This window comes from Pseudomonas sp. BIGb0164 (assembly GCF_024810135.1).
Lineage (GTDB): Bacteria > Pseudomonadota > Gammaproteobacteria > Pseudomonadales > Pseudomonadaceae > Aquipseudomonas.
This window is the reverse complement of the sequence record NZ_JANUEA010000004.1, coordinates 558,940-584,670: the sequence shown is the minus strand read 5'-3', so window position 1 is coordinate 584,670 and position 25,731 is coordinate 558,940. Positions and strand designations below refer to the sequence as shown.

Here is a 25,731-nt window from a genome sequence, read left to right as displayed (position 1 = left end):
TTGGCGGGTTGGGGCTTGGTCTGTAGTGAGCGGGCTTGCCCCGCGCTGGGTGGCGAAGCCGCCCCAAAAAGGCCGCCGCGTCGTATCAGGTAAAACGCGGCGCCTGGATTTAGGGCGGCTTCGCCGCCCAGCGCGGGGCAAGCCCGTTCACTACGTCAGAGCAGAATGATGACGAACGTAGCGCCCGTGGTGATCACCGTGCTTGCAATCACAGCTTTCGGAGGCGGTAACTGCTGCGCGGCAACGGTGCGCCAGGCTTGGCCTGCACGAGGTCTTCGGGGTTGACCCGCCCATGGGTGTTGATCAGCAGGTCGGCGTGCCTGTCGCCCGTGAGGTCGATGGAGACGCTGCCGCGCCCGGTCTGTTCGTCATACGCCAGAACGCTTTCGCCGGCCTTGCCGCTGAAAGCTGAGGTGAAAATCAGTGCCGGTACGTTGGCTTGCTGGAGGGCGCCGCAGACGTCGATCTTGTCGGTGCCGCTGGTGAAGTCCATCAAGGTGTCGGATTGATCGGGCGTGGAGTCGCTGGCGTGGTTGTAGACAAACGTATCGGCGCCGCCGCCGCCGCGCAACCGGTCTGCGCCACCACCGCCGGTGAGCCGGTTGTTCGCCGCATTGCCAATCAGCGCATCATCCCCTGAGCCACCGATGGCGTTTTCGATGATGCACCCCCTGGCGATCGAGAGGTTACCCTGCAGGCCTCCCACGTCGGAAAACGCGCCGGCCTTGAGGTTGAGGGTCTGGTTGGAGCGGTAGCCGGAAAAATCCAGGGTGTCGTTGCCTGCCCCGTCCCATATGCAGGCCACGAAGCGGTCCTGGGCCGATTTCAGCGTGTAGTAGTCTCTTCGAGTGTTTGAATTGAAGCCGTAGGTGTTGTCTTCCTTGCGGGTTTGATAGTTGGCACCGTAGTGCTTCTGGATGGCTGCGATGTCATCCATCATGGGGGCCTTGGGTTTGGCGCCCAGTTCCTTGCCGCTGCTGCGATCCCCGAAGTAACTCATGACCGTGTGGGCGGTGGAGTCCTGGGCATAGACGCGCTGGCCTTCTCTTGCTTGGCCGTTATAGTTGCCCGGATGTCTCAAACCGAGAGCGTGGCCGATTTCATGGGTCATGACGACGCGACTGACCATGTCCCAGTTGTAGAGGGTTTCGCCGCCGCCATGCCCGTACGGATTCGGGTAGGCGCCTTTTGCCCTGGCGACAAAAGGTGAAATACCGAACGTCAACCGGCCTTCGGCCGGGCCCCCATTTTCGTGGAATTCCAGGTTGGCCACATCGGCCCAGGATTCTATCGACCGTCGCGCCTCGTGTTTCTGTGCCTCGTTGAACCCGCCGTTGTAGAACGAATAGGAAATCTCGGTCACGTTGTTCCTGTTGCGGTCCTGCCATGTCAGAACGTGCCGGGTCAGCTGAGTGACGGATTGTTGTTCGTCGAAAGCGCGCTTGTTGACGTGGCTGACGTAAGGATCTTTCGGACGCAGGGTTGGGTCCTGCCCATCCCAGTTGCGTCGGGTCGGTTTGTCCGGAGTGCCTGAGGGGGCACTTCGATCAAGTGTCAGGGGCTGGTGGCTTAGCCGGGGCATAGGGCGAAAAAATGGTTGGATGAATGGTCGGACGAAGGGATGGCTGATGAACGGGTGAACAAAGGGGCGAAAGATCAATGGCACATTGAAGGGCCGGAAGAAGTGCTGTGCCGTCGGATGGCGGATGAACGGCATGACGAAACCGGGAAATCCAGAAGGTATTCTCATGTGAGGAATGTTCCAGGGAGTGCTTGTTTTTATCCTTGGTCAATGGCGTTGGGCAATATCCTATTGCGAGGATTAAGTTGGCAGCGCCAAGTGCGGGAGCCAATGATTTAAATGTTTCTTGAAGGGCTATCGGGGGGAGAGGTCGCATGCTGTTGCAGATGTGTTGTTTGAATGTAAATGCAGTGCTGTGACCGAGGTATCGAGCTAGAACGGGTTCCAGAAATTTGTATGGGTGAACGTTTCGGAAACCGGTGGCGGGAAATTAAAAGATACACACATGGGCTTACAGGATCGCCCTCGAAAGTAAAAAGGCCTAACCCGAACCGAAGGCACCTTGCGTCTGATGCTGTGTAGGCATCATTTATCCGCGAGGTCCTGTCGCCATGTCCCCTCTCTCCACGTTGCACCTGCGCCCCTTCTTCCAGGGCTTTGCCGTCGTCTCGTTGATCGCCCTTGCCGGGTGCGGGCTGTCTTCTTCCCGCGAAGTGGCCAAGCCTGAAGCGGCCGCCGTCGCAGCGCCCCTGTCCGAGTTGAGCAGTCAGCCGGTGCAGGGCGCGCTGGTCAAGCGCATGGCGCTGCCGGCCCCGATGACTGCGCGGTTGATGGCGCAAGACTCGACGGCAATGGCGTACCGCAGCGAGCCTCGCGAGCAATACGCCAACCTGCCGGACAACCCGGTGCACCGCGTGGCCGAAACACCGGTCTCGACCTTCAGTGTGGACGTCGACACCGGCAGCTACGCCAATGTGCGGCGTTTCCTCAACGAAGGTCGTTTGCCGCCTGACGGCGCGGTGCGATTGGAGGAAATGGTCAACTACTTTCCCTACGGCTACGCGCTGCCCACGGATGGCTCACCCTTTGGCGTGACCACCGAAGTGGCGGCCACACCGTGGAATCCAGACACGCAACTGCTGCGCATCGGCATCAAGGCGTCCGACCGTGCCGTGGCACAGCTGGCGCCGGCCAACCTGGTGTTCCTGGTGGACGTGTCCGGCTCCATGGACCGCCCGGAAGGCCTGCCGCTGGTCAAAAGCACCTTGAAGTTGCTGGTGGATCAACTGCATGAGCAAGACCGTGTGTCGCTGGTGGTGTACGCCGGTGAGTCGCGCGTGGTGCTCAAGCCTACGTCTGGCCGCGACAAGGCGAAAATCCGCAATGCCATCGACCAGCTCACCGCCGGCGGCTCCACCGCAGGAGCCTCGGGTATCGAGCTGGCCTACCAGATGGCCCGCGAAGGTTTTATCGACAACGGCATCAACCGCATCCTGCTGGCGACCGACGGTGACTTCAATGTGGGTGTCAGCGACTTCGACAGCCTCAAGCAGATGGCCGTGGACCGGCGCAAAAGTGGCGTCTCTCTCACCACCCTGGGGTTTGGCGTGGATAACTACAACGAGCACCTGATGGAACAGTTGGCCGATGCGGGCGATGGCAACTACGCCTACATCGACAACTTGCGCGAAGCCCGCAAAGTGCTGGTGGACCAGTTGAGCTCGACCTTGGCGATTGTTGCGCGGGACGTGAAGTTGCAGGTGGAGTTCAACCCGGCACAGGTCAGCGAGTACCGCTTGCTCGGCTATGAAAACCGCGCGCTTAAGCGTGAGGATTTCAACAACGACAAGGTCGACGCGGGTGAAATCGGTGCAGGGCATACGGTGACGGCGTTGTATGAAATTGTGCCGAAGGGCAAAAAAGGGTGGATAGAACCGTTGCGCTACGCCGGTGAGCCTTCTGCGTCAGGCTCGTCCGCGGAACTGGCCATGTTGCGCGTACGCTACAAGCCCGCTGCGGGGGGCGAGAGCCGGTTGATCGAGCGCCCGATCGGCAATGCATCAGGCAAGGCTAGCGACGACCTGCGCTTCTCGGCGGCAGTGGCCGCCTTTGCCCAACAGCTCAAGGGCGATGGCCGCTACACTGGGTCCATGAGTTTGAGTGACACGGCGGCATTGGCACGCTCGGCCCGGGGCGATGATCCCTTTGGCCTGCGCAACGAATTCGTGCAACTGGTAGAGATGGCCCAGGCCCTCAAACACTGATTCCAACCGCCCACGTGTAGGAGCCGGCAAGCCGGCTCCTACACAGAATATCGAAAGGAGTTCGTCACCTGCATGGCTGTCCCAGACGATTCACCCAGCGACGAAGCGCTGCTGGCCCGCTACCGAACCGGTGAGGGGGCCGCGTTCGAGGTTCTGTACGCGCGGCACCGCCAAGGCTTGTATCGGTTCCTGGTGTCCCTGAGCAACAAGGCCGAATTGGCTGAGGAAATCTACCAGGAGACCTGGCTCAGCCTGATCCGCAGCCACACCCAGCCGCAGGGCCGGGCGAGCTTTCGCACCTGGCTGTTCCAGATTGCCCGCAACCGCCTGATCGACTACTGGCGCAAGCACGGCATTCACAACCCGTTGCACGACAGCTACGACGAGCAGCTGCACGCCCAGGCCGACGACAGCGCCGGCCCCGAGCAGCAACTGAGCCTGAGCCGCGACCAGGCGCGCCTCGACGCTGCCCTGCAAGACTTGCCCGAAGACCAGCGCGAAGTCTTCCTGCTGCGCCTGCACGGCGACCTGGAAGTGCCGCAAATCGCCGCACTCACCAACACCCCGCTGGAAACCGTGAAAAGCCGCTTGCGTTACGCCCAGCAGAAACTGCGCCGCCTGCTGGCCGAGGAGATATCCCCATGACCGACTCCCGACACACCCCGGACCCCGACGACGTGCTGCTCCAGCACTATCGTCAACACAGCACCGGCGAGCCGCCTGCGTCCCTCGACGCCTTCATCCTCGCCACCGCCCGCCGCGAAGCCTCGGCCCCACAGCCGACCCTGTGGCAGCGCTGGCTGCAAGCCTGCCAACGCCCGCGCTGGCAGATGGCATTCGCCACCGTGGCCGGCCTGGCGCTGATGATAGGTGTGGTGATGCGCTCGCCCGTGCCACAGCCGGAAATCTCTACGGCGACCTTCTCCGCGTCGCACGAGGAAGCCGCCCGCCCGGCGCCGCCCCCGATGTCCGCCCCTGCGCCCGTGGCACGCCTTGCCGTTGCACCGAAGGCCGAGAGTGCGCAAGTCATGGGCTCGATGGCGGATGAGTCAAGCGCCAGGCTCAGCAAGCGCGCGCCGGTGGCGTTGCCTTCGTTGGAGGAGGGTTTGCGGGAAATTATGAGGCTGCGTGAAGCAGGGCAGGCGAGGGCGGCGGATGAGAAGCTGCTGGCGCTGCATGCGCGCTTTCCTGGGGAGGATTTGCCGGCAAGGTTGGAGGCGTTGCAGAAGCGGTGAATTGACACCCATAAAAAAGCCCCAGGTCTTTCGACCTGGGGCTTTTTCGTCTGTATCTGGTGCACCCGGCGGGATTCGAACCCACGACCCCTGCCTTCGGAGGGCAGTACTCTATCCAGCTGAGCTACGGATGCTTGTGCGGGCGACATCATACCCATGTCGGTTCAAGGCGTCCACGCCGGTGTTTTGTGTCGCCAATGCTGGCGTTTTCCCTGTATTCACAAGTCCGCCGGTCGAACGTCCCTTTGTTTGCTTTGCTCCGTAGGTGTTAAAGCACCTTTCTGCGCCGCGCGCGCAGCATTTTCCCGTCAGACCAGGTGAACGCATGCATTCCAAAGGAACCGTGATGCTCGATCTCCCGTTGCGACAAACCCTGCTGGCCCGTTCCGATTTGTTTCGGGGTATGCCGGAACACCTGTTGCACCACGTCGCGACCCATATGGTGGAGCGCACGCTGGATGATCGTGAAGTGCTCTATTTCAAGGACGACACCCTCGAATTCATCGCGTTGGTGGTGGACGGGCGGATTTATTCGATGATGCAGGGCCCTGATGGTCGAGAGCAGATTATCGGCAGCGTCGGTGCCGGGCAGGTGGTGGGGGAGACCGCCTTGATCAAGGGACATGGGCGCGAATCGTCGACCTTCGCCAGTGGCCAGACGCGCCTGTTGCAATTGGGCAGCCGGCATTTTGCTGCGTTGTTCGAGGAACCGGTATTTCTGTGGCGCCTGCTGATGTTGATGATGGTGCGTCTGCTGCATGTCATCGAGTTGCTTGAGCTGGTGAGCCTGCATCGGCTGGAGTCGCGGCTGGCGCGATTCCTGTTGGCGAACATGGACGACATCGACCTGGCCCTGGCCATGCCCAGTGTGTCCTTGCCGGCCAACCAGGGAGTGCTGGCGTCCATGCTCAACACCAGTCGCCCCAAACTGAACGTGCAACTACAGCTTTGGCGCCGCAGTGGCCTGATCAGCGGCAACTTGGAGCGGATGGTGATTAATGACCTCGAACACCTGCGGCGCAAGGCTTTTTCGTTGAATTAGTGTGTGCTGTGTTCCCCAGGTAACAGCGTTGCTTCGTTGAATCCTCTCAGACTGGCCCCTCATCAAAAATGCAAGGGAGTGCGCGTGATGGGGATGACTTTTGAGTTGAACAAAGCAGCCGTGGCTGACGACCGGTTGTTCGAAGCGAGTTGGCGTTCGGTACAGGGGGAACTCAAGCGCCGGGCCTTGCGCCGGGCTAAGGGCAATCAGGATCAGGGCCAGGAATGGCTGTCAGCGACGGCCATCAAGGCCTTGCTGTTTTTTCGGCGTTCACCGGAGCGTATTCGCGATCCCCAGGGTTTTCTGTTCCTAGTGCTCGACCACGTGTTCTTTGACAGCCTGCGGCGCAGTAAGCGTGAGGGGCGAGTGTTCGATGATTCGGTGGTGCTTGAACACGATCACCTGGCCGAACTCGCCGCCCCCTGTGCCTCGGTGCTAGAGCGCGTGGAATGTTACGAACGCCTGGAACGGATCGAGGCGCACCTGGCGCAGTTACCGGTTTCACAGCAGCGCCTGTTCGAAATGCGTTTCGTGGATGAGTTGCCTTACCCGCAAATCGCTGCCGAGTTGCAGGTGAAACTGCCGCTGGTCCGCAAGCGTGTGCAACTGCTGCGGATTGCCTTGCGCTGAACTTTATTCACAACGGTCGGCGGGGGGCGTTCAAGTTCTATGAGCACTCCACGCCGCCATTCAATACGCCCATGTCCGGGTGCATTTCATCAAGGAGAGATGTATGACAGAGGTCAACAGTCAGATCACCGACGCGGTCACCCAAACCAACGTCAAGGTGGTTGCGGAGGCGCCGGCCCAGGCCATCGCGTCGCTGTACCAGGTTGCCAGCAGCGCGGCGGGCTTGTCCTTGCAGAACGCGGTCAACAGCCAGCAGGCCATGAACCAGATCTCCAATGCGGTGATCTCCAAGGCGGTCGCGCTGATCATGCAGATTGGCGAGAAGGGTTGAGCCCTGGGGAGACGAATCATGTCATGGTTCAGCAAGAAGAAACCTGCTGCCGCACCCGCAACCCCCGCCGCCGAAACCCCTGCACCCGCTCCAGCGGCACCGCCTTCGCGCTCGGTCATGGCGCGCATGAACGAACATTTGCTCAACCAGGCCGGCACGCCCTCCACGGACAGCACTGCGGCACTCAATAGCCAGATTGTGCAGGCCGTGCAGTTCACCAATGCGCAGAACGTGGCCTATGCCCCGGCGCAGATCGCCGTCCCCGCCGACATGATGATCAGCCAGGCCGCCGGGTTGGTGGCGCAGTCGGCAGCGGGGTATTTCGACGGGGTCAGCAAGATCGCGCTGGCGGCCCAAGCCGTGCTGCTCCAGCAAATGACCGAGAACATCGTCAAGGAAAACCTGCCGGCCGCTGCCGAGGATGCGCTGGGTGCACTGGCGACCGACCTGCTGGTGGGCGCCGCCGCCGCTGTGGCTGCCGCTGCCGGGGCGATGGAGGCCGAGGCCGCCAGTGTGGCCATCGACAAGATCGACCAGAGCATCGCCAAGTACGCCGACACCCTGGCCAATCGGGCTGCGCCAGCGGCCTGAACCGAGCACGACGTTCCAGAGCCCTTCTGGAACGCGGCAACAGCAACCTGAACGTAACTTTTCTTGAGTGAGGAGCGACATCATGCAGCCTGGAGATATCATTTTCTCGGTGAAACAAGACGACGACAGCGCCACACGTGCGTTTATCAAAGCTGGCCAGCTGGTCAAGGCCACGGTGTTTTCTCAAGACACGTGCTACCTGAATGTCGTCCATCCTGCGATTGCGGTGAGTGACACACTGGTGATTGAAAGTGTCGGCAGTGGCCTGACCTTGACCGATTTGAGCCTGGAAAAACCTCCGCGTTCGGCTATGGTTTTTTCCTGTGTGAATGAAGCATTGGGCGAAGCCGCCGCGTTGGCCGCCAAGCAGTTCTATTTCGACAAGATCGGCGGCGATATTCGCGGTCGCTACAGCGTGTGGACCGCCATGATTTCGGCTTTTCGGCGCTGGAGTTCCGATACCAGCCTGGTGACGCGAATCAACGAGTCGGTCGACATTGGCAGTGGCTCGTTTTGCTCACAATTCGCAGCCAACTGCTATGAAGTGGGCAATCTTTACAACGCTGCCAATCTGGTCCCACCGCCGTCGGCAATCTTCAATCAACAGCCTTCAGCCATCACGCCAGCAGAATTGGCGACGTTCTGCGATGCCTCATCACTGTTCTACTTCGCCGGCTTCTGGCAAGACAACGTCGAGGTGAGGCTTTAGCGGCCTCGCTGCCGGTAAAGCATCGAACCAGGAGGTTCACATGGCTCCCCCTATGCAACCGCCAGTACTGTCCGCTGCCGATCGGCTGCGACTCGAAGCGTTGATTCGCAACCCGCAAACCTTCGCCGGCACCTCCCAGGCCGTCGTGGATGAAACGCTCAAGCGTGCAGCCCAGGTGCTTGAGCAGTCCAAAGCCAACGAGCAAGCGTTAAGGGTGGCCGCCGAGCAACGTGAAGCGGCGGTGCGCCAGGTGCTTGATGGCGCGGTGGCGGACAGTGAGACACAGATCGCGCGCAAGCGTCAGGAAGTGCAGGCGCTGATCCAGGGGCTGATCGTGCAGATCGAGGCGATCCTGGACCCTGCGCCGAAACCCTAGCCTGCAAGGCTTCACAGCGGTTGTTTTACAACGTTCATTCATGAACACGGAATGCACCGTGTATTAAATAAGGAAATTGATCATGTCATTCGTCAACGAGCAAATTACCGACGCCGTTACCCAGACCAACGTCAAAGTGGTGGCTGAATCGCCAGCGATGGCGATGAGCACCATCTACCAGTCGATGGGCCAGGCCACCGCGATCCTGTTCCAGAACGCCGTTTCAGCGCAGCAGCAGCAAAATACCCTGGCCCAGGCCGCGACCAACCAGGGCGTGATGCAGATCTACAGCGTCGACACTACCGCGGGCGCCGCGGCTACCGAGAAAGTCGCCCAGGGCGGCGTCTCGGACAACCTCACCAGCCTGCTGACGGTGCTCAAGTCATTCCAGTCTTGATCCCTGAGCACTAACGGATGTTGTTCTTTCTTAATCCAGGAGTTTCAACCATGAGTGCAGTCAGTCAGCAAATCACCGATGCCGTCACCCAGACCAACGTCAAGGTCGTCGCCGAATCGCCAGCGATGGCCATGAGCACGATTTATCAGTCCATGGGCCAGGCCACGGCGATTCTGTTCCAGAACGCGGTTTCGGCCCAGCAACAGCAAAACACCCTGGCCCAGGCCGCGACCAACCAGGGCGTGATGCAGATCTACAGCGTCGACACCACCGCGGGTGCCGCCGCTACCGAGAAAGTCGCCCAGGGCGGCGTGGCCGACAACCTGACCAGCCTGTTGACCATCCTCAAATCGTTCCAGTCGTAATCCGCAGGTCCCCCAACACCCCCGTCGCCCATCCGCGCCGGGGGTGTTGTCGTTTGTACGTTGATCCGAAAGCTTGGACAAAAGCGCCGTTTTCGTTCTTTTTTTCGAACAGACTATTGCCCTGCACCCCCATTGATCCTAGGATTCGTTTGAGATTTCAAACGCTCTGTCTCCCGTGCGCCTTTCACTTTTTCGCGCGCTGGGGCTGATTTCCCTGACGGCAGCCCACAAGGCGCCTTTCAACAACTCTAATTCGCTCCGCGTGCGCGCGGTGCTGTTAAGGAAAGCCGACATGCAGCTTAAAGATGCCCAGTTGTTCCGCCAGCAAGCCTTTATCGATGGCGCTTGGGTCGATGCGGACAACGGTCAGACCATCAAGGTCAACAACCCTGCCACAGGCGAAATTCTCGGCACCGTGCCGAAGATGGGCGCCGCTGAAACCCGCCGCGCCATCGAAGCCGCCGACAAGGCCCTGCCGGCCTGGCGCGCACTGACCGCCAAGGAGCGCGCCAACAAGCTGCGCCGTTGGTTCGAACTGCTGATCGAAAACCAGGACGACCTCGGTCGCCTGATGACCCTCGAGCAAGGCAAGCCGCTGGCCGAAGCCAAGGGCGAAATCGCCTACGCGGCTTCTTTCATCGAGTGGTTCGCCGAAGAAGCCAAGCGCATCTACGGTGACGTGATTCCCGGCCACCAGCCTGACAAGCGCCTGATCGTGATCAAGCAGCCGATCGGCGTGACCGCAGCGATCACCCCGTGGAACTTCCCGGCCGCGATGATCACCCGTAAAGCCGGCCCGGCCCTGGCCGCCGGTTGCACCATGGTCATCAAGCCCGCCTCGCAAACCCCGTTCTCGGCCCTGGCCCTGGTTGAACTGGCGCACCGTGCCGGTATCCCGAAAGGCGTGCTGAGCGTGGTGACCGGCAGCGCCGGCGACATCGGCGGCGAGCTGACAGGCAACCCGATCGTGCGTAAGTTGTCCTTCACCGGCTCGACCGAAATTGGCCGCCAGTTGATGGCCGAATGCGCCAAGGACATCAAGAAAGTCTCCCTGGAGCTGGGCGGTAACGCACCGTTCATCGTGTTCGACGACGCCGACCTGGATAAGGCCGTCGAAGGCGCGATCATCTCCAAGTACCGCAACAACGGCCAGACCTGCGTCTGCGCCAACCGCCTGTACATCCAGGACTCGGTGTACGACGCGTTCGCTGAAAAACTCAAGGTGGCGGTGGCCAAGCTCAAGATCGGCAACGGTCTGGAAGAAGGCACCACCACTGGCCCGCTGATCGACGAAAAAGCCGTGGCCAAGGTGCAGGAACACATCGCCGACGCCCTGAAAAAAGGCGCCACGCTGCTGGCCGGTGGCAAGGTGATGGAAGGCAACTTCTTCGAGCCGACCATCCTCACCAACGTGCCGAAAGACGCCGCCGTTGCCAAGGAAGAAACCTTCGGCCCGTTGGCACCGCTGTTCCGTTTCAAAGACGAAGCCGAAGTGATCGCGATGTCCAATGACACCGAGTTCGGCCTGGCTTCCTACTTCTATGCCCGCGACCTGGGCCGTGTGTTCCGCGTGGCTGAAGCCCTGGAATACGGCATGGTCGGCGTGAATACCGGGTTGATCTCCAACGAAGTGGCGCCGTTCGGCGGCATCAAGGCTTCGGGCCTGGGCCGTGAAGGCTCCAAGTACGGGATCGAGGACTACCTGGAAATCAAATACCTCTGCCTGGGCATCTGATCGCCCCGGCAAGAGCTTGCAGTAAACGCAGAGGGCACGAGAGCGCTGACCCTTTGCGTGTTTCAAGACGTTATTCGTAGTGGCCGGGAAAGCTGTGGCAGTCGATCATCGCATGCTGCCGCAGTTTCCTCCCCGCCACGTATTCCTTGGACCACGCCACCCGATGAGTGGCGAATGAGGACTTTATGAGCAAGACCAACGCATCCCTGATGAAACGCCGCGAAGCTGCTGTACCACGCGGTGTTGGCCAGATTCACCCGATCTTCGCCGAATCCGCGAAGAACGCCACCGTGACCGACGTTGAAGGTCGCGAGTTCATCGACTTCGCCGGCGGTATCGCCGTGCTGAACACTGGCCACGTGCACCCGAAAATCATCGCGGCCGTGACCGAGCAACTGAACAAGCTGACTCACACCTGCTTCCAGGTACTGGCCTACGAGCCTTACGTGGAACTGTGCGAAAAAGTGAACGCCAAGGTCCCAGGTGATTTCGCCAAGAAAACCCTGCTGGTCACCACCGGTTCTGAAGCCGTTGAAAACGCCGTGAAAATCGCCCGCGCTGCCACCGGCCGTGCTGGCGTGATCGCGTTCACCGGCGCTTACCACGGCCGCACCATGATGACCCTGGGCCTCACCGGTAAAGTCGTGCCTTACTCGGCCGGCATGGGCCTGATGCCCGGCGGCGTGTTCCGCGCGCTGTACCCGAACGAACTGCACGGTGTGAGCGACGACGACGCTATCGCCAGCATCGAGCGCATCTTCAAGAACGATGCCGAGCCGCGTGATATCGCTGCCATCATCATCGAGCCCGTGCAGGGCGAAGGCGGTTTCTACGTCGCGCCAAAATCCTTCATGAAGCGCCTGCGTGAACTGTGCGACAAGCACGGCATCCTGCTGATCGCCGACGAAGTGCAAACCGGTGCCGGCCGCACTGGCACCTTCTTCGCCATGGAGCAGATGGGCGTTGCTGCCGACCTGACCACCTTCGCCAAATCCATCGCGGGCGGCTTCCCGTTGGCTGGTGTGTGCGGCAAGGCTGAGTACATGGACGCCATCGCACCCGGCGGCCTGGGTGGCACCTACGCCGGTAGCCCGATCGCTTGCGCCGCGGCCCTGGCCGTGATGGAAGTGTTCGAAGAAGAGCACCTGCTGGACCGCTGCAAGGCTGTCGGCGAGCGCCTGGTCACCGGTCTGAAAGCGATCCAGGCCAAGTACCCGGTCATCGGTGAAGTGCGTGCCCTGGGCGCGATGATCGCGGTCGAGCTGTTCGACGATGGCGACACCCACAAGCCAAACGCTGCCGCCGTTGCCTCCGTGGTGGCCAAGGCGCGTGACAAGGGCCTGATCCTGCTGAGCTGCGGCACCTACGGCAACGTATTGCGCGTCCTGGTTCCGCTGACCTCGCCGGACGAGCAACTGGACAAAGGCTTGGCGATCATCGAAGAGTGCTTCTCCGAGCTGTAAGCCGAAGTTGACCTGATCGACAGAAAAAACCCGCTTCGGCGGGTTTTTTTATGCCCATTGCCGCACATTCAGGCCGTGTTCATTGTACGTAGGCGCCTTGATTGTCTAAGGTGCAAGCATTGCCGATGGAGCGTGCGGATGACTGCTGTTGATTTGCCAGCTGTACCCCGAGTGTTGATTGCCGAGGCGGACCCTTGGTCGCGGGATCTGCTCAAGCAAGTGTTATTGAATGTGCGCTGCGACGCGCGGCTGGATGTGTGTGCCGATGGGCACGAGGCCGCCACGTTGTTGCGAGACAAACCCTACGATCTGATCATGGCGGATTGGGAATTGCCGGGCATCGATGGCCTGAGTCTGCTGCGCAACGTGCGCCAGAAGCGCCGCTCGCCGGCCCTGCCGTTCATTCTGCTGAGCAGTCGCAACGACAGTGCCAGCGTACGGGAAGCCCTGCCCCTGGCGCCGACCGCCTACCTGACCAAACCCCTCAACATGGAAGGCCTGACCCAGCGCCTGCAGGACCTGCTGCTCAATGAAGGCGAGAGCGTGTACTGCGAGATTCCGCCGCTGGCGCCGGGCATGACCTTGCCAGTGTTCCTGGAGCGCCGCCGCGAAACCTGCGACGGCGCGCCCTTGCGGGTCGACGTGAAAGCCGCCGTGCAGCACAGCCTGGGCGCTGATGGCCTGGACCTCAAGCGCCTGGAAGATCGGGTGCGCATGGACCCGCAAATCACCGCCGTACTGATCGCCGCCGCCAACAGCGCCGGTCATCACGGCACACCGGTGCAGACCTTGCCTGCTGCGCTGCACAAACTGGTGGCGGGGCAGAGCATGAACCTGATCCTCGGCCTGGCGCTCAAGCACAACGTGGTGCTGGGTGATCCGGCTTTGGTGGCCTATGCCGAGCGTCACTGGCAATTGTCCCAGGACACCGCCGACTACGCCCGTCGTCTGGCGCGCATGCTGGAGCTGGACCATGAGCGCTGCTACAGCGCGGGTATCCTGCACCGGCTGGGCGACTTGGCGTTGCTGCGTTGCCTGGAAGATTGGCGCCAGGGTGGCGGCGTGTTGGATGACGAGATGATTGGTGAATCCCTCTACACCTTTGGCGCGGCCTACGGCTCGGCGTTGCGAGCGCGTTGGCGCCTGCCGTTGGAGCTGCGCCAGCTGATCGCGGCGATTTACTCATTGGAAGGCGGCGTGTACGCCCGGGATGCGCTGGTGGTGAACCTGGCGGCGCAGATGGCGCGCTTGACCGAGCATGAGGGGCTGGAAGAGCTGGCCAAGAGTAAGACCGCACGATTGCTCAAGGTGGGTCTATCGGAACTCACCCGCGTACGTAATTCCTGAAAAACACACAGCCTTTGTAGGCGCTGGCTTGCCAGCGATAGCAATCAATCAGACAAAACATTGCGTACTGACCCACCGCTATCGCCGGCAAGCCGGCCCCTACGGATATACAAGGGCCTGGAGGACGACAAAATCCAAATGTGGGAGCGGGCTTGCTCGCGAAGGCGTCGTGTCAGCTGCGACTTGTGTCGCTGACCCACCGCCTTCGCGAGCAAGCCCGCTCCCACATTGGATACTCAGTGCTGGCGCTTACCGTGTCCGGCTTTAGCCCGCGACTACGCGATTCTTGCCTAGGCGCTTGGCCTCGTACATGGCCGCATCGGCTCGTGCGAACAGGCTGTCGAGGGTCGAGTCCTCTTCGCTGAGGCTGGCCAGACCCTGGCTGACGGTCACGGTAAACGCCTGTCCCTCGTAGCTGAAGGTCAGCGCCTGGATCTCGTTGCCCAGCCGCTCTGCCACCTGCAACGCCATGTCCGGCGCACAACCGGGCAGCACGGCCGCGAACTCTTCGCCACCAATGCGCCCGAACAGATCGCCACGACGTAAAACGCCCCGGCCGCTCTCGGCGATACGGCGCAACACCTGATCGCCCTCCAGATGGCCGTAGGAGTCGTTGATGTCCTTGAAGTCATCAATGTCCAGCAACAGGAAGGCCAGCGGGGCGCCCTGGGCGCAGGCGCTGTCGAACGCCTGGTTGGCACATTCGAAGAAGTGCCGGCGGTTGCTGCTTTGTGTCAGTACATCGGTGGTGGCCAGGCGGTGCAATTCAAGCTCAAGCTGTTTCTTTTCGGTGATGTCTTCGGCCATCCCCACCACGATCACCGGTTCGCCGGGTTCTACCTGCTGGTTGATGTAGCACTTGTCGCTCAACCAGCGGATCTGCCCGTCGGCGGTGATGATGCGGTACTCGCGGTCTTCCACACTGCCGTGTTCGAGCACGCGGGCCAGGCTGTGTTCGGCGTAATCGAGGTCTTCAGGGTGGATGCTGTTGCGCCATTCCCGATGGTCGGCCAGCAGCAGGCCTGCTGAACGGCCAAATACCCGTTCATAGGCCGGGCTCACATACAGCACCCGGCGCGTCGCCCAATCGATGGCCCACAGTACCGCGTTCACACTGACCAGCAGCGAACTGAGCAGTTGTTCGCGCTCGCTCAGGCGCTCGACCTCGCCTTGGGCATGCATCAATGCCAGCAGGGTGGCCGCCGCTGCCGGGCGAGGGGGCTCGGCGGTGGGGGTGTCGGGCAGGTAAGGCTTTTCGGGGACCATCGGCACAACTCTCTCTGGGCGCGCCGCAGGAATGAACAGCGGTCACTACAAGGGGCCACCATGATGGCGAAGTGTTCTTTGAGAGAGGGGAATTGCGGTGAAGTTCCGTGATTGGCATGGATTGCCCGTGCCCGGAAAATGACGCCAAAAAGAGGATGTGTGGGAGGGCGAGCCCTCCCACATCACGCTTACACTGCTGCTGGACGCAGGGAGTAGGTCTTCAACTGATGAGCAAAATCGCGCAAGGATTGGATGCCGCTGGCCTCGGCCTCGTGTACCCATTCCTTGATCGCGGCCAGCATGTCGTGGCCGTTGGTGCTGGTCTTGAGCCAGATCTGTTGCAGCGCCAGGCGCTTCTCGTAGATCACCGTCAGGGCATGGCTGTGTTCTAGCAGGCTCTGGATGCGCACGTGATGGCGGTCATCCAGCAGGCTGGTTTCACGCGACAGCAATCGCTTGGCCCGGTGGAACTGGTGGCGTACCGAATGATCGACTTTCTCCAGCTCCTGCTTGACCAGCGGTCCGATCACCAACTTGCGGTACTGGGCCATGATCTGGAAGCGGTTGTTGAGGATCGCCATGGCAGTGTCCATGTCCAGGTGGCCCTTGCCTTCCACGCGGTGGGCAATGGGAGCAACACGCTGCACCTTGGCCAAGCGCAGGAAGCTGAACACCTTGATCCACGCCCAGCCCAGGTCGAACTCCCATTTCTTCACCGACAGCTTGGCGGAGTTGGGGTAGGTGTGGTGGTTATTGTGCAGCTCTTCGCCGCCGACGATGATGCCCCACGGCACCAGGTTGGTGGCGGCATCACGGCATTCGAAGTTGCGGTAACCCACGGCATGGCCCAGGCCGTTGATCACGCCGGCGGCCCAGAACGGGATCCACATCATCTGGATCGCCCAGATGGTGATACCGATGGTGCCGAACAGCAGCAGGTCGATCACGGCCATGATCGCCACGCCCAGCAGCGGGTAGGGCGTGTAGAGGTTGCGTTCGATCCAGTCGTCCGGGCAGTTCTTGCCATAGATGCGCAGGGTCTCGGGGTTCTCGGCTTCGGCGCGGTACAGCTCGGCGCCTTTGCGCAACACCGTCGACAGGCCCTTGATGACCGGGCTGTGCGGGTCATCGACGGTTTCGCATTTGGCGTGGTGCTTGCGGTGGATGGCGGTCCACTCGCGGGTGTTCTGCGCCGTGGTCAGCCACAGCCAGAAGCGGAAGAAGTGTTTCAGCCCACCATTGAGCTCCAGGGAGCGGTGCGCTGAATAACGGTGCAGATAGACCGTGACCCCAACAATGGTCACGTGGGTCATCAACAGCGTGACTGCCACCAGTTGCCAGGCTGACAGGTCAAGAAAACCGTTGTACCACATAGGCTGTATGGCCCTCAGATAAAGAAAAAAACAGCTCACGCATTATCACTAAGCCTACAGAGAAAACCAGCCGCCCTTTCAGATAGGAGTGACTGGATGTTTCTTATTCTATAATCCGCAGCCTTTGTAGGGCGATTCTGTTTTTGGTAAGGATTACTGACCATATGCTGTTTTCATACCGAGGTGCCCTGCGTGCGGGGCTGGTATACCTGTTGGTGTCCATTGCATGGCTCCAGCTCAGCAACCACCTATTGATCAACTTTCTCGATGAGCCTGGGGAGTTGGGGCGCTGGCTGCAGGTGCGCGGCTATGTGTGGGTGGCCTTCAGCGCGCTGGCTATCTACCTGATTTGCTTGCGATTTGCCCGCACCCACCAGTTGCAGCAGCCCTTGAAAGAGAACCGCGAGCGCTTGCGCCAGGCGGCCGCCGTGTTCGACTGCACCCGTGAAGGTGTGCTGGTCACCGATGCCAAGGGACAGATCGTGCACGTCAACCGGGCGTTCATGGAGATCACCGGCTACAGCCGCGAAGATGTCATGGGCCAGCAGCCAAGCCTGTTCAAGTCGGGGCGCCATTCGTCGAATTTTTATCAACAGATGTTCCAGACCCTGGCGCGCAACGGCGAGTGGAGCGGCGAAATCTGGAACCGGCGCAAAAGCGGCGAGATTTATCCACAGTGGCAGACCATTCGCGTGATCCACGACGATCAGGGCCAGGTCAGCCACTATGTCGCGGTGTTTTCTGACATCAGCGCCATCAAGGACTCCGAGCACGAACTGGCTCACCTGGCCCACCACGACCCGCTCACCGACCTGCCCAACCGCCTGCTGTTCACCGACCGCGCCGAACAGGCGCTGGCCTCCGCTCAGGCTCACAAGCGCGGCTGCGCCCTGCTGCTGCTGGACCTGGACCACTTCAAGATCATCAACGACAGCCTTGGCCACAACGTCGGCGACCAGTTGCTCAAAGTGGTAGGTGAGCGCCTCAAGGGGCTGTTCGGCCCCGGCGTGACCCTGGCGCGCCTGGGCGGCGATGAGTTCGCGGTGCTTGCCGAAAGTTGTCCACAGGTGGTGCAGGCGGCGGCACTGGCCCAGCGCATGCTGGATGCGATGAAGCAGCCGTTCATCTTCGACGGGCACCAACTGTTTATCAGCGCCAGTATTGGCATCAGCCTGTTCCCCAGTGATGCCCTGAGCGCCGAACAATTGCTGCGTAATGCCGACTCGGCGCTGTTCAAGGCCAAGAGCGCGGGACGCGAAGGCTATGCCTTGTACACCGAAGAGCTGACGGCTCACGCCCAGCACCGCGTGGAAATCGCCAGCGAATTGCGCCGCGCCCTCGACCAGCAGGAGTTGCGCGTCTATTACCAACCTGTGCATGACTTGCACGGCAGTCGCCTGATCGGCGTGGAAGCGCTGGTGCGTTGGCAACACCCGGAGCGCGGCCTGGTGCCCCCGGGCGAGTTCATCCCGATTGCCGAGCGCACCGGGCTGATCGCCGACATCGATGCCTGGGTGATGGACCAGGCCTGTCGCCAGATGTGCCAATGGCTGGCGGAGGGCGTGCCGTTGAGCTTCATTGCCGTGAATGTCTCCAGCCGCCTGTTTGCCCGGCGCGAGCTGTATGAGCAGGTCGCCCAGGTGTTGCACGACACGGGGCTGGACCCTGCCTTCCTGGAGCTGGAGGTGACCGAAAGCGCCGTCATGGACGACCCGGAAGTGGCCCTTGAGCAATTGCACCGTTTGCGTGAACTGGGCCTGCGCCTGGCCATCGACGACTTTGGCACCGGCTACTCCTCGCTGTTGCGCCTCAAGCGCCTGCCCGTGCAGAAGCTCAAGATCGACCAGGGTTTCGTCGCCGGGTTGCCGTGGGACGAAGACGACGCCGCGATCGTGCGCGTGGTCATCGCCCTGGCTAAAAGCATGGGCATGCAGGTGCATGCCGAAGGCATCGAGCAACGGGAGCAGGCGCAGTTTCTGCTGGACCATGATTGCGACATGGGGCAGGGGTATTGGTTTGGAAGGCCGGTGCCGGCAGGTGAAATGGATTGGGACAGGGCGCCCCCGATCCGACAGGCATAACGCCGTCAATGTGGGAGCCGGGCTTGCCCGCGATGGCGGTCTTACATTCAAAATAGTGGGTGGCTGACACGCCGTCATCGCGGGCAAGCCCGGCTCCCACAGGGTTTCGTAGCGCCCTTGCAGCAGTATTTCGAAGCCGAAAACTCTCGCAACCCCACGTCCCGCCAGAAAATTCTTTCTGGTTATATAAACATTCTTAAATAGTATTTTTAAGAATATCCGCGCTTATCTACTATCGCCCTCACGCCACAAGCAGTGCCGCCACTGCGAGGCACTATTCATTTCAGGAGCGAGACCATGAGCGCATCTCTACGTAGCGTCGACGGCCAGGACGAAGCAGCCATTTTGCGTGAGATCCAGAGCGCGTTGCGCGACCTGCGGTTTGGCGCGGTGGAAATCACGGTGCACAACGCCCAAGTGGTACAGATCGAACGCAAAGAAAAATTCCGTCTGCAGAACCCGGGCAACAAACCGGCGTAAGCAGCCACGGCGATTCGCATGCTAGACCCGCAACTATAAGAAAAAGCCAACACCCAGAATTTTCAGGAGCTTCTATGTCGTCGATTCGCCGTTACGCCCTGGCCGCCCTGGCCAGCGCCGTGTTTGCAGGTTCCGCCGTTGCCAAGGACTACGAGTTGCTCAACGTCTCGTACGACCCTACCCGTGAGCTGTACCAGGACTACAACGCTGAGTTCACCAACTTCTGGAAACAGTCCCACCCCGGTGACAACGTCAAGATTCAGCAATCCCACGGTGGCTCGGGCAAACAAGGCCGTGCCGTGATCGACGGCCTGCGCGCCGACGTCGTGACCCTGGCCCTGGCCGGCGACATCGACGAAATCGCCAAGCTGGGCAAGACCCTGCCGGAGAACTGGCAGACTCGCTTGCCGGACGCCAGCACCCCGTACACCTCGACCATCGTGTTCCTGGTACGCAAGGGCAACCCTAAAGGCATCAAGGATTGGGGCGACCTGATCAAGAAAGACGTCTCGGTGATCACCCCGAACCCGAAAACCTCCGGCGGTGCGCGCTGGAACTTCCTCGCCGCCTGGGCCTACGGCCTGAAAGCCGGTGGCAGCGAAGCCAAGGCCCAAGAGTACGTGAAAGAGCTGTTCAAGCACGTGCCTGTGCTGGACACCGGCGCTCGTGGTTCGACCATCACCTTCGTCAACAACGGTCAGGGCGACGTGTTGCTGGCTTGGGAAAACGAAGCCTTCCTGGCCTTGAAAGAAGACGGCGGCGCCGACAAGTTCGACATCGTCGTGCCTTCCCTGTCGATCCTCGCGGAGCCACCGGTTGCCGTGGTCGACAAGAACGCCGAGAAAAAGGGCAACACCGAGATCGCCACTGAATACCTGAAGCACCTGTACAGCCCGGCTGGCCAGGAGATCGCGGCGAAGAACTTCTACCGCCCACGCGATGCGAAAGTAGCCGCCAAATACGCCCAGCAGTTCCCGAAACTGGACCTGGTGACTATCGACAAAGACTTCGGCGGCTGGAAGACTGCCCAACCGAAATTCTTTAACGACGGCGGCGTGTTCGACCAGATCTACACCGCACAGTAAACGCATGCCCCTGTAGGCGCTGGCTTGTTGTGGCGAGGGAGCAAGCTCCCTCGCCACACAAAGCCGGCTCCTACAGTTAGAGCCCGCATTCATTTGCGGGTTTTGTATGTTTGTCCCCTTACTCAAGGACTCTTATGTCGCGTCGTATCTCCCCCGTCATACCCGGCTTCGGGCTGACGCTGGGCTACACCGTGGTGTACCTCAGCCTGATCGTACTCATCCCGCTTGCGGCGATGTTTGTACACGCCGCTCAACTCACCTGGGATCAGTTCTGGAACATCATCTCCGCACCGCGTGTGCTGGCGGCGTTGAAACTGAGCTTCAGCACCGCGCTATACGCCGCGCTGATCAACGGTGTGATCGGCACGCTGCTGGCCTGGGTGCTGGTGCGCTACACCTTCCCCGGCCGCAAGATCATCGACGCGATGATCGACCTGCCGTTCGCACTGCCCACTGCCGTGGCGGGTATCGCGCTGACCGCGTTGTACACACCCAATGGTTTCGTCGGCCAGTTCGCGGCTGATCTGGGCTTCAAAATCGCTTACACCCCGCTGGGCATCACCCTGGCGCTGACCTTCGTCACACTGCCGTTCGTGGTGCGTACCGTGCAACCAGTGCTGGCCGACATTCCTCGGGAAGTCGAAGAAGCCGCGGCCTGCCTGGGCGCCAAGCCGTTGCAGGTGTTCCGCTATATCCTCGTGCCCGCGCTGCTGCCTGCTTGGCTCACCGGCTTTGCCCTGGCGTTTGCCCGTGGCGTTGGCGAGTACGGCTCGGTGATCTTCATCGCCGGCAACATGCCGATGAAGACCGAGATCCTGCCGTTGCTGATCATGGTCAAGCTCGACCAATACGACTACCGCGGCGCTACCTCCATCGGTGTGCTGATGCTGGTGGTTTCCTTTGTCCTGCTGCTGCTGATCAACTTGTTGCAGCGGCGCATCGAACGTCCATAAGGAGGCGCGGAACATGTCCCAATCGTCTATTTCCGCTGCGTCCTCGGCCAACGCTGCCCGTCGTGGCAGCGCGGCGTCCCGACGCATTCTGATCAGCCTTGGCTGGCTGGTGTTCGCGTTGTTCTTGCTGTTGCCATTGCTGATCGTGGTGACTCAAGGCTTGAAGAACGGCCTCGGCGCATTCTTCACCGCGATCCTGGAACCCGACGCGCTGTCGGCACTGAAACTCACGGTGATTGCCGTGGTGATCTCAGTACCGCTCAACGTGGTATTCGGTGTCAGCGCCGCCTGGTGCGTGAGCAAGTACTCGTTCCGTGGCAAAAGTATCCTGGTCACGCTGATCGACCTGCCGTTCTCGGTGTCGCCGGTGATCGCGGGCCTGGTCTACGTGCTGATGTTCGGCGCCCAGGGCTTTTTCGGCCCGTGGCTGGCCGACCACGACATCCAGATCGTGTTCGCCTTGCCCGGCATCGTGTTGGCGACCATCTTCGTCACCGTGCCATTCGTGGCCCGTGAACTGATCCCGCTGATGCAAGAGCAGGGCACCCAGGAAGAGGAAGCCGCGCGGCTGCTGGGCGCCAACGGCTGGCAGATGTTCTGGCATGTGACCGTGCCGAACATCAAGTGGGGCCTGATCTACGGCGTGGTGCTGTGTACCGCACGGGCCATGGGTGAGTTCGGCGCGGTGTCGGTGGTGTCCGGCCACATCCGTGGCGTCACCAACACCCTGCCGCTGCACGTCGAGATTCTCTACAACGAATACAACCACGTCGCCGCGTTTGCGGTGGCCAGCCTGCTGCTGATCCTGGCGCTCTTCATCCTGCTGCTCAAGCAGTGGAGCGAGAACCGTATCAACCGCCTGCGCAAAAGCGCCGGTGAGGAATAAGTCATGTCGATCGAAGTCCGTAATGTCAGCAAGAATTTCAACGCCTTCAAGGCCCTGAACAGCATCAATCTGGACATCCAGAGTGGCGAGCTGGTGGCGTTGCTGGGCCCGTCCGGCTGCGGCAAGACCACCTTGCTGCGCATCATCGCCGGCCTGGAAACCCCGGATGACGGCAACATCGTGTTCCACGGTGAAGACGTGTCCGGCCACGATGTGCGTGATCGCAACGTCGGGTTTGTGTTCCAGCACTATGCGTTGTTCCGCCACATGACCGTGTTCGACAACGTCGCCTTCGGCCTGCGCATGAAGCCCAAGAACCAGCGCCCGAGCGAAAGCCAGATCGCCAGCAAAGTGCACGAACTGCTGAACATGGTGCAGCTCGACTGGTTGTCGGATCGCTACCCGGAACAACTCTCCGGTGGCCAGCGCCAACGTATCGCCCTGGCCCGCGCCCTGGCGGTCGAACCGAAAGTGCTGCTGCTGGACGAACCCTTCGGCGCCCTTGACGCCAAGGTGCGTAAGGAGCTGCGCCGCTGGCTGGCGCGCCTGCACGAAGACATCAACCTGACCTCGGTGTTCGTGACCCACGACCAGGAAGAGGCCATGGAAGTCGCCGACCGCATCGTGGTGATGAACAAGGGCGTGATCGAGCAGATCGGCTCACCAGGCGAAGTCTACGAAAACCCGGCCAGCGATTTCGTCTACCACTTCCTCGGCGACTCCAACCGCCTGCACCTGGGTGAAGACCAGCACGTGCTGTTCCGCCCGCATGAAGTGTCGCTGTCGCGCCATGAGCTGGAAGACCACCACGCGGCCGAAGTGCGCGACATCCGCCCGCTGGGCGCGACCACCCGTGTGACCTTGAAAGTGGAAGGCCAGAGCGAACTGATCGAAGCCGAAGTGGTGAAAGACCACGACAGCCTCACCGGTTTGGCCCGTGGCGAGACCCTGTTCTTCAAGCCCAAGGTCTGGCAAAAAGCCTAAGCCCAGCACATACCCCTGTGGGAACGGGGCTTGTGTGGGAGCGGGCTTGCTCGCGAAGGCGGCGTGTCAGTCAAAGATGTTGTGACTGAATCACCGCCTTCGCGAGCAAGCCCGCTCCCACATTTAGACTTTGCTCGGCTTTAGATCACGGCGCTCCACCGGCCCCGACCGCTCTTCGATCTGCTGCTTGAGGTCACCCCGCAACCCCACCAGAAACGCCAGCTCCGCCACCACAAACAGCGGCCCGACGATCAGTCCCGACACATCGTCCACGAACGCCGGCTTGCGCCCTTCGTAGTAGTGCCCGACAAACTGGATTACCCAGCCCACCACAAACATCCCGATGCCGCTGCTCAGCCACACCAGGGTGCTCTGCGCGGCCAGCACGTGCCCGGCCCACACCGACAAGCCCATCAGCAGCGTCATCAGCACGCCCAGCGCCAACTCCAGGCGCAGGTAAAACCACGCGGAAAACAGCGCGAGCAGAACGGCGGGTGAGAGCCAGAGCCCGCCCACTGCCCATTCGGGGCGCGACAGCAGCACCGCCACGGCCACGACAATCAGCGGGATGCCGATAAAGTGGCTGGCGATATTGCGCGGGTCGCGGTGGTAGGCAGCGTATTGACTGAGATGGTCGACGAGGCTTTTCATTGTTGTTCCTCCTGTAGGATGTTTGATCATGCCCTGTCAGCCTTTGCCTGACTGTCAGCTGGGCGACAATCTTCGGAGTGCTCATGGACACAGAGAAATGGCGTTCGCGACTGGCCATCGGTCACTGGTTCAGCCACCTGCCCGAGTCCTTTCAGCATAGCCTGCTGGCCCAGGCCCGGTTACGGCAGCTGGCGGCGGGGCAAACCCTGTTCAAGCGCGGCGACCCACCGTGCGGCTTGTATGCGGTGCTCGACGGCACCTTGCGCATCAGTGCAGTGAATGAGCAGGGCAAGGAAGCGATATTGAGCCTGGTGGAGCCGCCTTACTGGTTCGGTGAGATTTGCCTGTTCGACGGTTTGCCACGCACCCACGACGCCTGCGCCGTCGGGCCGTGCACCTTGTTGCAGGTGCCGCAGCAGGCGTTGTTGAATATCCTCGACGAAGCCCCGCACTACTGGCGCAACCTGGCGCTGTTGATGAGCCAGAAACTGCGCCTGAGTTTTATCGGCCTGGAACAGCTCAGCCTGATGCCGGCCCCGGTGCGCCTGGCCCATCGGTTATTGATGATCGTCGAAGGGTACGGCGACATCGAACACTCCAGGCGCGTGCTGCAACTGCCCCAGGAAGACTTGGCGGCGATGTTGAGCCTGTCGCGCCAGACCACCAATGCGTTGCTCAAGGGTCTGCAGGCCCAGGGCGTGGTGCGTTTGGGCTATGGCGAAATTGAAGTGCTGGATGTGCAGCGGCTGCGGGAGGTTGCGCATACCTGAGGGGGCCCCATCGCGGGCAAGCCCGCTCCCACAGTTGGAATGCATACCCCTGTAGGCGCCGGCTTGCCGGCGATAGGGCCCTCACCATCGCCACAAAACGGTCTACCGCAACCCATCCCGAAACTGCCCCGGCGTCAGCCCCGTCCAGCGCTTGAATGCGCGGTTGAAACTGCTGGTGTCGGCAAACCCCAACAAATGACTGATCTCCGCCAATGAGCACTGCGGGTCGCGCAAATGCAGCAACGCGAGGTTCTCCCGGCACTCATTGAGCAACGCATCAAAGCGGCAGCCTTCGTCCGCCAGGTGCCGTTGCAGGCTGCGCAAGCTCAGGTGCAGCGCTTGGGCGACGCGTTCGGCACTCGGCTCGCCATCGGGTAGTTGCGCCTCGATCACCCGGCGCACCTTGCGCTCCCAGGTCAGGGGCTGCAGTTGGGCGAGGGTGCGTTTGAGCACGGTCTCGTTGTGCTCGGCCAGCTCCGGGTTGGCATCGTCCAGGTGGCTGTCGAAGTCGTGGGCGGCGAATTCCAGGCGATCTTCCTCGGCAGCAAAAAATACCGGGGCGCGAAATACCGTGTGCCACGGCTGGGGATCGGCCGGTTCAGGCCGGCGCAGGTACACCGCCAGCGGTGCGTACTCACGGCCCAGCCGGTTGCGGCAGGTGCGCACGTAAATCGCCGCAAACGCATCGATGGCCTCGAACGCCGGGGCCGGGCTACCCTCAGGCTGCAGCAGGCGGAAGCGGTAACGCTCGCCGTCTCGGCTAAGCTCCAGGGCCAGGGCATCGCTGACCACCTGGTGATAGCGCACGATGCGCTCGAACACCTCGCGCAGGCTGCCGCTGGCCACCAGCGCATAGCCCAGCGCATGAAAGGTGGTGGGGCTGACAAACCGCGACACCCGCAAGCCGATCGCCGGGTCCCCGCTGGCCTGCACGGCCAGTTCCCACAAGCGTGTGGTGGCCGACAGCGGGTAGCGCGCATTCGGGTCGTCCATGTGCTGCGGGTCGAGCCCGGCCTGGGCGCACAGCGCGGCGCTGTCGAGGCCCAAGGCATCGAGCTGCTTGCGCAGGGCGCGGGTCCAGCTGGCGAGTGAAGTGGGTTCGGTCATGGCGATTGGCGCTTGCGGTCAACAGGTTGGCGTCCGGGGCTAGCGTCCTGCGAGATCGCTTGGGGCAGGATGGGCGCATCAATAAGCA

27 protein-coding genes and 1 tRNA gene are annotated in these 25,731 nt (G+C 61.4%); 22 read left to right on the top strand and 6 right to left on the bottom strand.

All coding sequences use genetic code 11. From position 1 onward, the window contains the following. Positions 1-208: 208 nt before the first annotated feature. The gene (locus M2394_RS13985) at positions 209-1,363 is read right to left on the bottom strand and encodes a M10 family metallopeptidase C-terminal domain-containing protein (RefSeq protein WP_259172860.1); all 1,155 of its coding nucleotides are present in this window, start codon (positions 1,361-1,363) and stop codon (positions 209-211) included. A gap of 258 nt (positions 1,364-1,621) precedes the next feature. Here M2394_RS13985 and M2394_RS13980 point away from each other — a divergent pair, with 258 nt between their 5' ends. The 4 genes from M2394_RS13980 (at position 1,622) to M2394_RS13965 (ending at position 5,021) form a co-directional block, all read left to right on the top strand. Continuing rightward, complete coding sequence (locus M2394_RS13980; protein ID WP_259172859.1) at positions 1,622-1,861, top strand: hypothetical protein; 240 nt, start codon at positions 1,622-1,624, stop codon at positions 1,859-1,861. 272 nt (positions 1,862-2,133) lie between these two features. Then, on the top strand, positions 2,134-3,786 hold the full coding sequence (locus tag M2394_RS13975; RefSeq protein ID WP_259172858.1) for a VWA domain-containing protein: 1,653 nt from the start codon (positions 2,134-2,136) through the stop codon (positions 3,784-3,786). Between the two features lie 72 nt (positions 3,787-3,858). Then, positions 3,859-4,431, top strand: a complete 573-nt coding sequence (locus tag M2394_RS13970) for an RNA polymerase sigma factor (protein WP_178919329.1) — start codon at positions 3,859-3,861, stop codon at positions 4,429-4,431. Then, positions 4,428-5,021, top strand: a complete 594-nt coding sequence (locus tag M2394_RS13965) for a hypothetical protein (protein WP_259172857.1) — start codon at positions 4,428-4,430, stop codon at positions 5,019-5,021. The genes M2394_RS13970 and M2394_RS13965 overlap by 4 nt, the downstream gene beginning before the upstream one ends. A gap of 57 nt (positions 5,022-5,078) precedes the next feature. Here M2394_RS13965 and M2394_RS13960 read toward each other — a convergent pair. Further along, a tRNA-Arg gene (locus tag M2394_RS13960) sits at positions 5,079-5,155 on the bottom strand. Positions 5,156-5,346: 191 nt separating this feature from the next. Between M2394_RS13960 and M2394_RS13955 the strand changes: the two genes are divergently transcribed. From M2394_RS13955 to M2394_RS13905, 11 genes are all read left to right on the top strand, one after another. Beyond that, positions 5,347-6,063, top strand: a complete 717-nt coding sequence (locus tag M2394_RS13955) for a Crp/Fnr family transcriptional regulator (RefSeq protein ID WP_259172856.1) — start codon at positions 5,347-5,349, stop codon at positions 6,061-6,063. 87 nt (positions 6,064-6,150) lie between these two features. Continuing rightward, the gene (locus tag M2394_RS13950; protein WP_176997411.1) at positions 6,151-6,693 is read left to right on the top strand and encodes an RNA polymerase sigma factor; all 543 of its coding nucleotides are present in this window, start codon (positions 6,151-6,153) and stop codon (positions 6,691-6,693) included. A gap of 103 nt (positions 6,694-6,796) precedes the next feature. Then, positions 6,797-7,024, top strand: coding sequence for a RebB family R body protein (locus tag M2394_RS13945; protein ID WP_003187543.1), 228 nt, complete (start codon positions 6,797-6,799; stop codon positions 7,022-7,024). An 18-nt stretch (positions 7,025-7,042) separates the two neighbouring features. After that, positions 7,043-7,615 (top strand): hypothetical protein, encoded by a 573-nt coding sequence (locus M2394_RS13940; RefSeq protein ID WP_259172855.1) that lies wholly within the window; start codon positions 7,043-7,045, stop codon positions 7,613-7,615. Between the two features lie 82 nt (positions 7,616-7,697). After that, positions 7,698-8,324: a hypothetical protein gene (locus tag M2394_RS13935; RefSeq protein WP_310522021.1), complete on the top strand. Its 627-nt coding sequence runs from the start codon at positions 7,698-7,700 to the stop codon at positions 8,322-8,324. A gap of 40 nt (positions 8,325-8,364) precedes the next feature. Next, complete coding sequence (locus M2394_RS13930) at positions 8,365-8,700, top strand: hypothetical protein (protein WP_259172853.1); 336 nt, start codon at positions 8,365-8,367, stop codon at positions 8,698-8,700. Between the two features lie 82 nt (positions 8,701-8,782). Continuing rightward, entirely contained in the window at positions 8,783-9,097 is a 315-nt protein-coding gene (locus M2394_RS13925; RefSeq protein ID WP_176997407.1) for a RebB family R body protein, read from the top strand. A gap of 50 nt (positions 9,098-9,147) precedes the next feature. Beyond that, a complete protein-coding gene (locus M2394_RS13920; RefSeq protein ID WP_176997406.1) occupies positions 9,148-9,462 on the top strand; it encodes a RebB family R body protein in 315 nt (104 codons plus the stop codon). 292 nt (positions 9,463-9,754) lie between these two features. Next, positions 9,755-11,197 carry an NADP-dependent succinate-semialdehyde dehydrogenase gene (gabD, locus tag M2394_RS13915; RefSeq protein WP_176997405.1) on the top strand — a complete coding sequence of 481 codons (1,443 nt, stop codon included), beginning with the start codon at positions 9,755-9,757 and terminating at the stop codon, positions 11,195-11,197. A 185-nt stretch (positions 11,198-11,382) separates the two neighbouring features. Next, complete coding sequence (gene gabT / locus M2394_RS13910) at positions 11,383-12,660, top strand: 4-aminobutyrate--2-oxoglutarate transaminase (protein WP_259172851.1); 1,278 nt, start codon at positions 11,383-11,385, stop codon at positions 12,658-12,660. Between the two features lie 138 nt (positions 12,661-12,798). Next, entirely contained in the window at positions 12,799-14,007 is a 1,209-nt protein-coding gene (locus tag M2394_RS13905; protein WP_259172850.1) for a response regulator, read from the top strand. A 264-nt stretch (positions 14,008-14,271) separates the two neighbouring features. Here M2394_RS13905 and M2394_RS13900 read toward each other — a convergent pair whose 3' ends face one another. Both M2394_RS13900 and desA read right to left on the bottom strand, forming a co-directional pair. After that, a complete protein-coding gene (locus M2394_RS13900; protein ID WP_178924330.1) occupies positions 14,272-15,273 on the bottom strand; it encodes a sensor domain-containing diguanylate cyclase in 1,002 nt (333 codons plus the stop codon). Between the two features lie 188 nt (positions 15,274-15,461). Continuing rightward, positions 15,462-16,646, bottom strand: coding sequence for a delta-9 fatty acid desaturase DesA (gene desA / locus M2394_RS13895; protein WP_178924332.1), 1,185 nt, complete (start codon positions 16,644-16,646; stop codon positions 15,462-15,464). Between the two features lie 164 nt (positions 16,647-16,810). Here desA and dibA point away from each other — a divergent pair, with 164 nt between their 5' ends. The 6 genes from dibA (at position 16,811) to M2394_RS13865 (ending at position 23,115) form a co-directional block, all read left to right on the top strand. Beyond that, positions 16,811-18,727: a phosphodiesterase DibA gene (gene dibA, locus M2394_RS13890; protein ID WP_259172849.1), complete on the top strand. Its 1,917-nt coding sequence runs from the start codon at positions 16,811-16,813 to the stop codon at positions 18,725-18,727. Positions 18,728-19,024: 297 nt separating this feature from the next. Further along, complete coding sequence (gene oscA / locus M2394_RS13885; protein ID WP_010565387.1) at positions 19,025-19,207, top strand: sulfur starvation response protein OscA; 183 nt, start codon at positions 19,025-19,027, stop codon at positions 19,205-19,207. A 74-nt stretch (positions 19,208-19,281) separates the two neighbouring features. Continuing rightward, positions 19,282-20,292 (top strand): sulfate ABC transporter substrate-binding protein, encoded by a 1,011-nt coding sequence (locus tag M2394_RS13880; RefSeq protein WP_016975030.1) that lies wholly within the window; start codon positions 19,282-19,284, stop codon positions 20,290-20,292. A 134-nt stretch (positions 20,293-20,426) separates the two neighbouring features. Beyond that, positions 20,427-21,245, top strand: coding sequence for a sulfate ABC transporter permease subunit CysT (cysT, locus tag M2394_RS13875; protein ID WP_178924334.1), 819 nt, complete (start codon positions 20,427-20,429; stop codon positions 21,243-21,245). Positions 21,246-21,258: 13 nt separating this feature from the next. After that, positions 21,259-22,131 (top strand): sulfate ABC transporter permease subunit CysW, encoded by an 873-nt coding sequence (gene cysW, locus M2394_RS13870; RefSeq protein ID WP_176997399.1) that lies wholly within the window; start codon positions 21,259-21,261, stop codon positions 22,129-22,131. Between the two features lie 3 nt (positions 22,132-22,134). Further along, positions 22,135-23,115, top strand: a complete 981-nt coding sequence (locus M2394_RS13865; RefSeq protein ID WP_178924336.1) for a sulfate/molybdate ABC transporter ATP-binding protein — start codon at positions 22,135-22,137, stop codon at positions 23,113-23,115. Between the two features lie 123 nt (positions 23,116-23,238). On the opposite strand, the gene M2394_RS13860 is transcribed toward M2394_RS13865, so the two are convergent. Next, a complete protein-coding gene (locus tag M2394_RS13860; RefSeq protein WP_259172845.1) occupies positions 23,239-23,766 on the bottom strand; it encodes a DUF962 domain-containing protein in 528 nt (175 codons plus the stop codon). Between the two features lie 83 nt (positions 23,767-23,849). Between M2394_RS13860 and M2394_RS13855 the strand changes: the two genes are divergently transcribed. Beyond that, on the top strand, positions 23,850-24,536 hold the full coding sequence (locus M2394_RS13855; protein WP_178924340.1) for a Crp/Fnr family transcriptional regulator: 687 nt from the start codon (positions 23,850-23,852) through the stop codon (positions 24,534-24,536). A gap of 102 nt (positions 24,537-24,638) precedes the next feature. On the opposite strand, the gene M2394_RS13850 is transcribed toward M2394_RS13855, so the two are convergent. Then, complete coding sequence (locus M2394_RS13850) at positions 24,639-25,643, bottom strand: AraC family transcriptional regulator (protein ID WP_178924342.1); 1,005 nt, start codon at positions 25,641-25,643, stop codon at positions 24,639-24,641. Between the last annotated feature and the right edge of the window lie 88 nt (positions 25,644-25,731).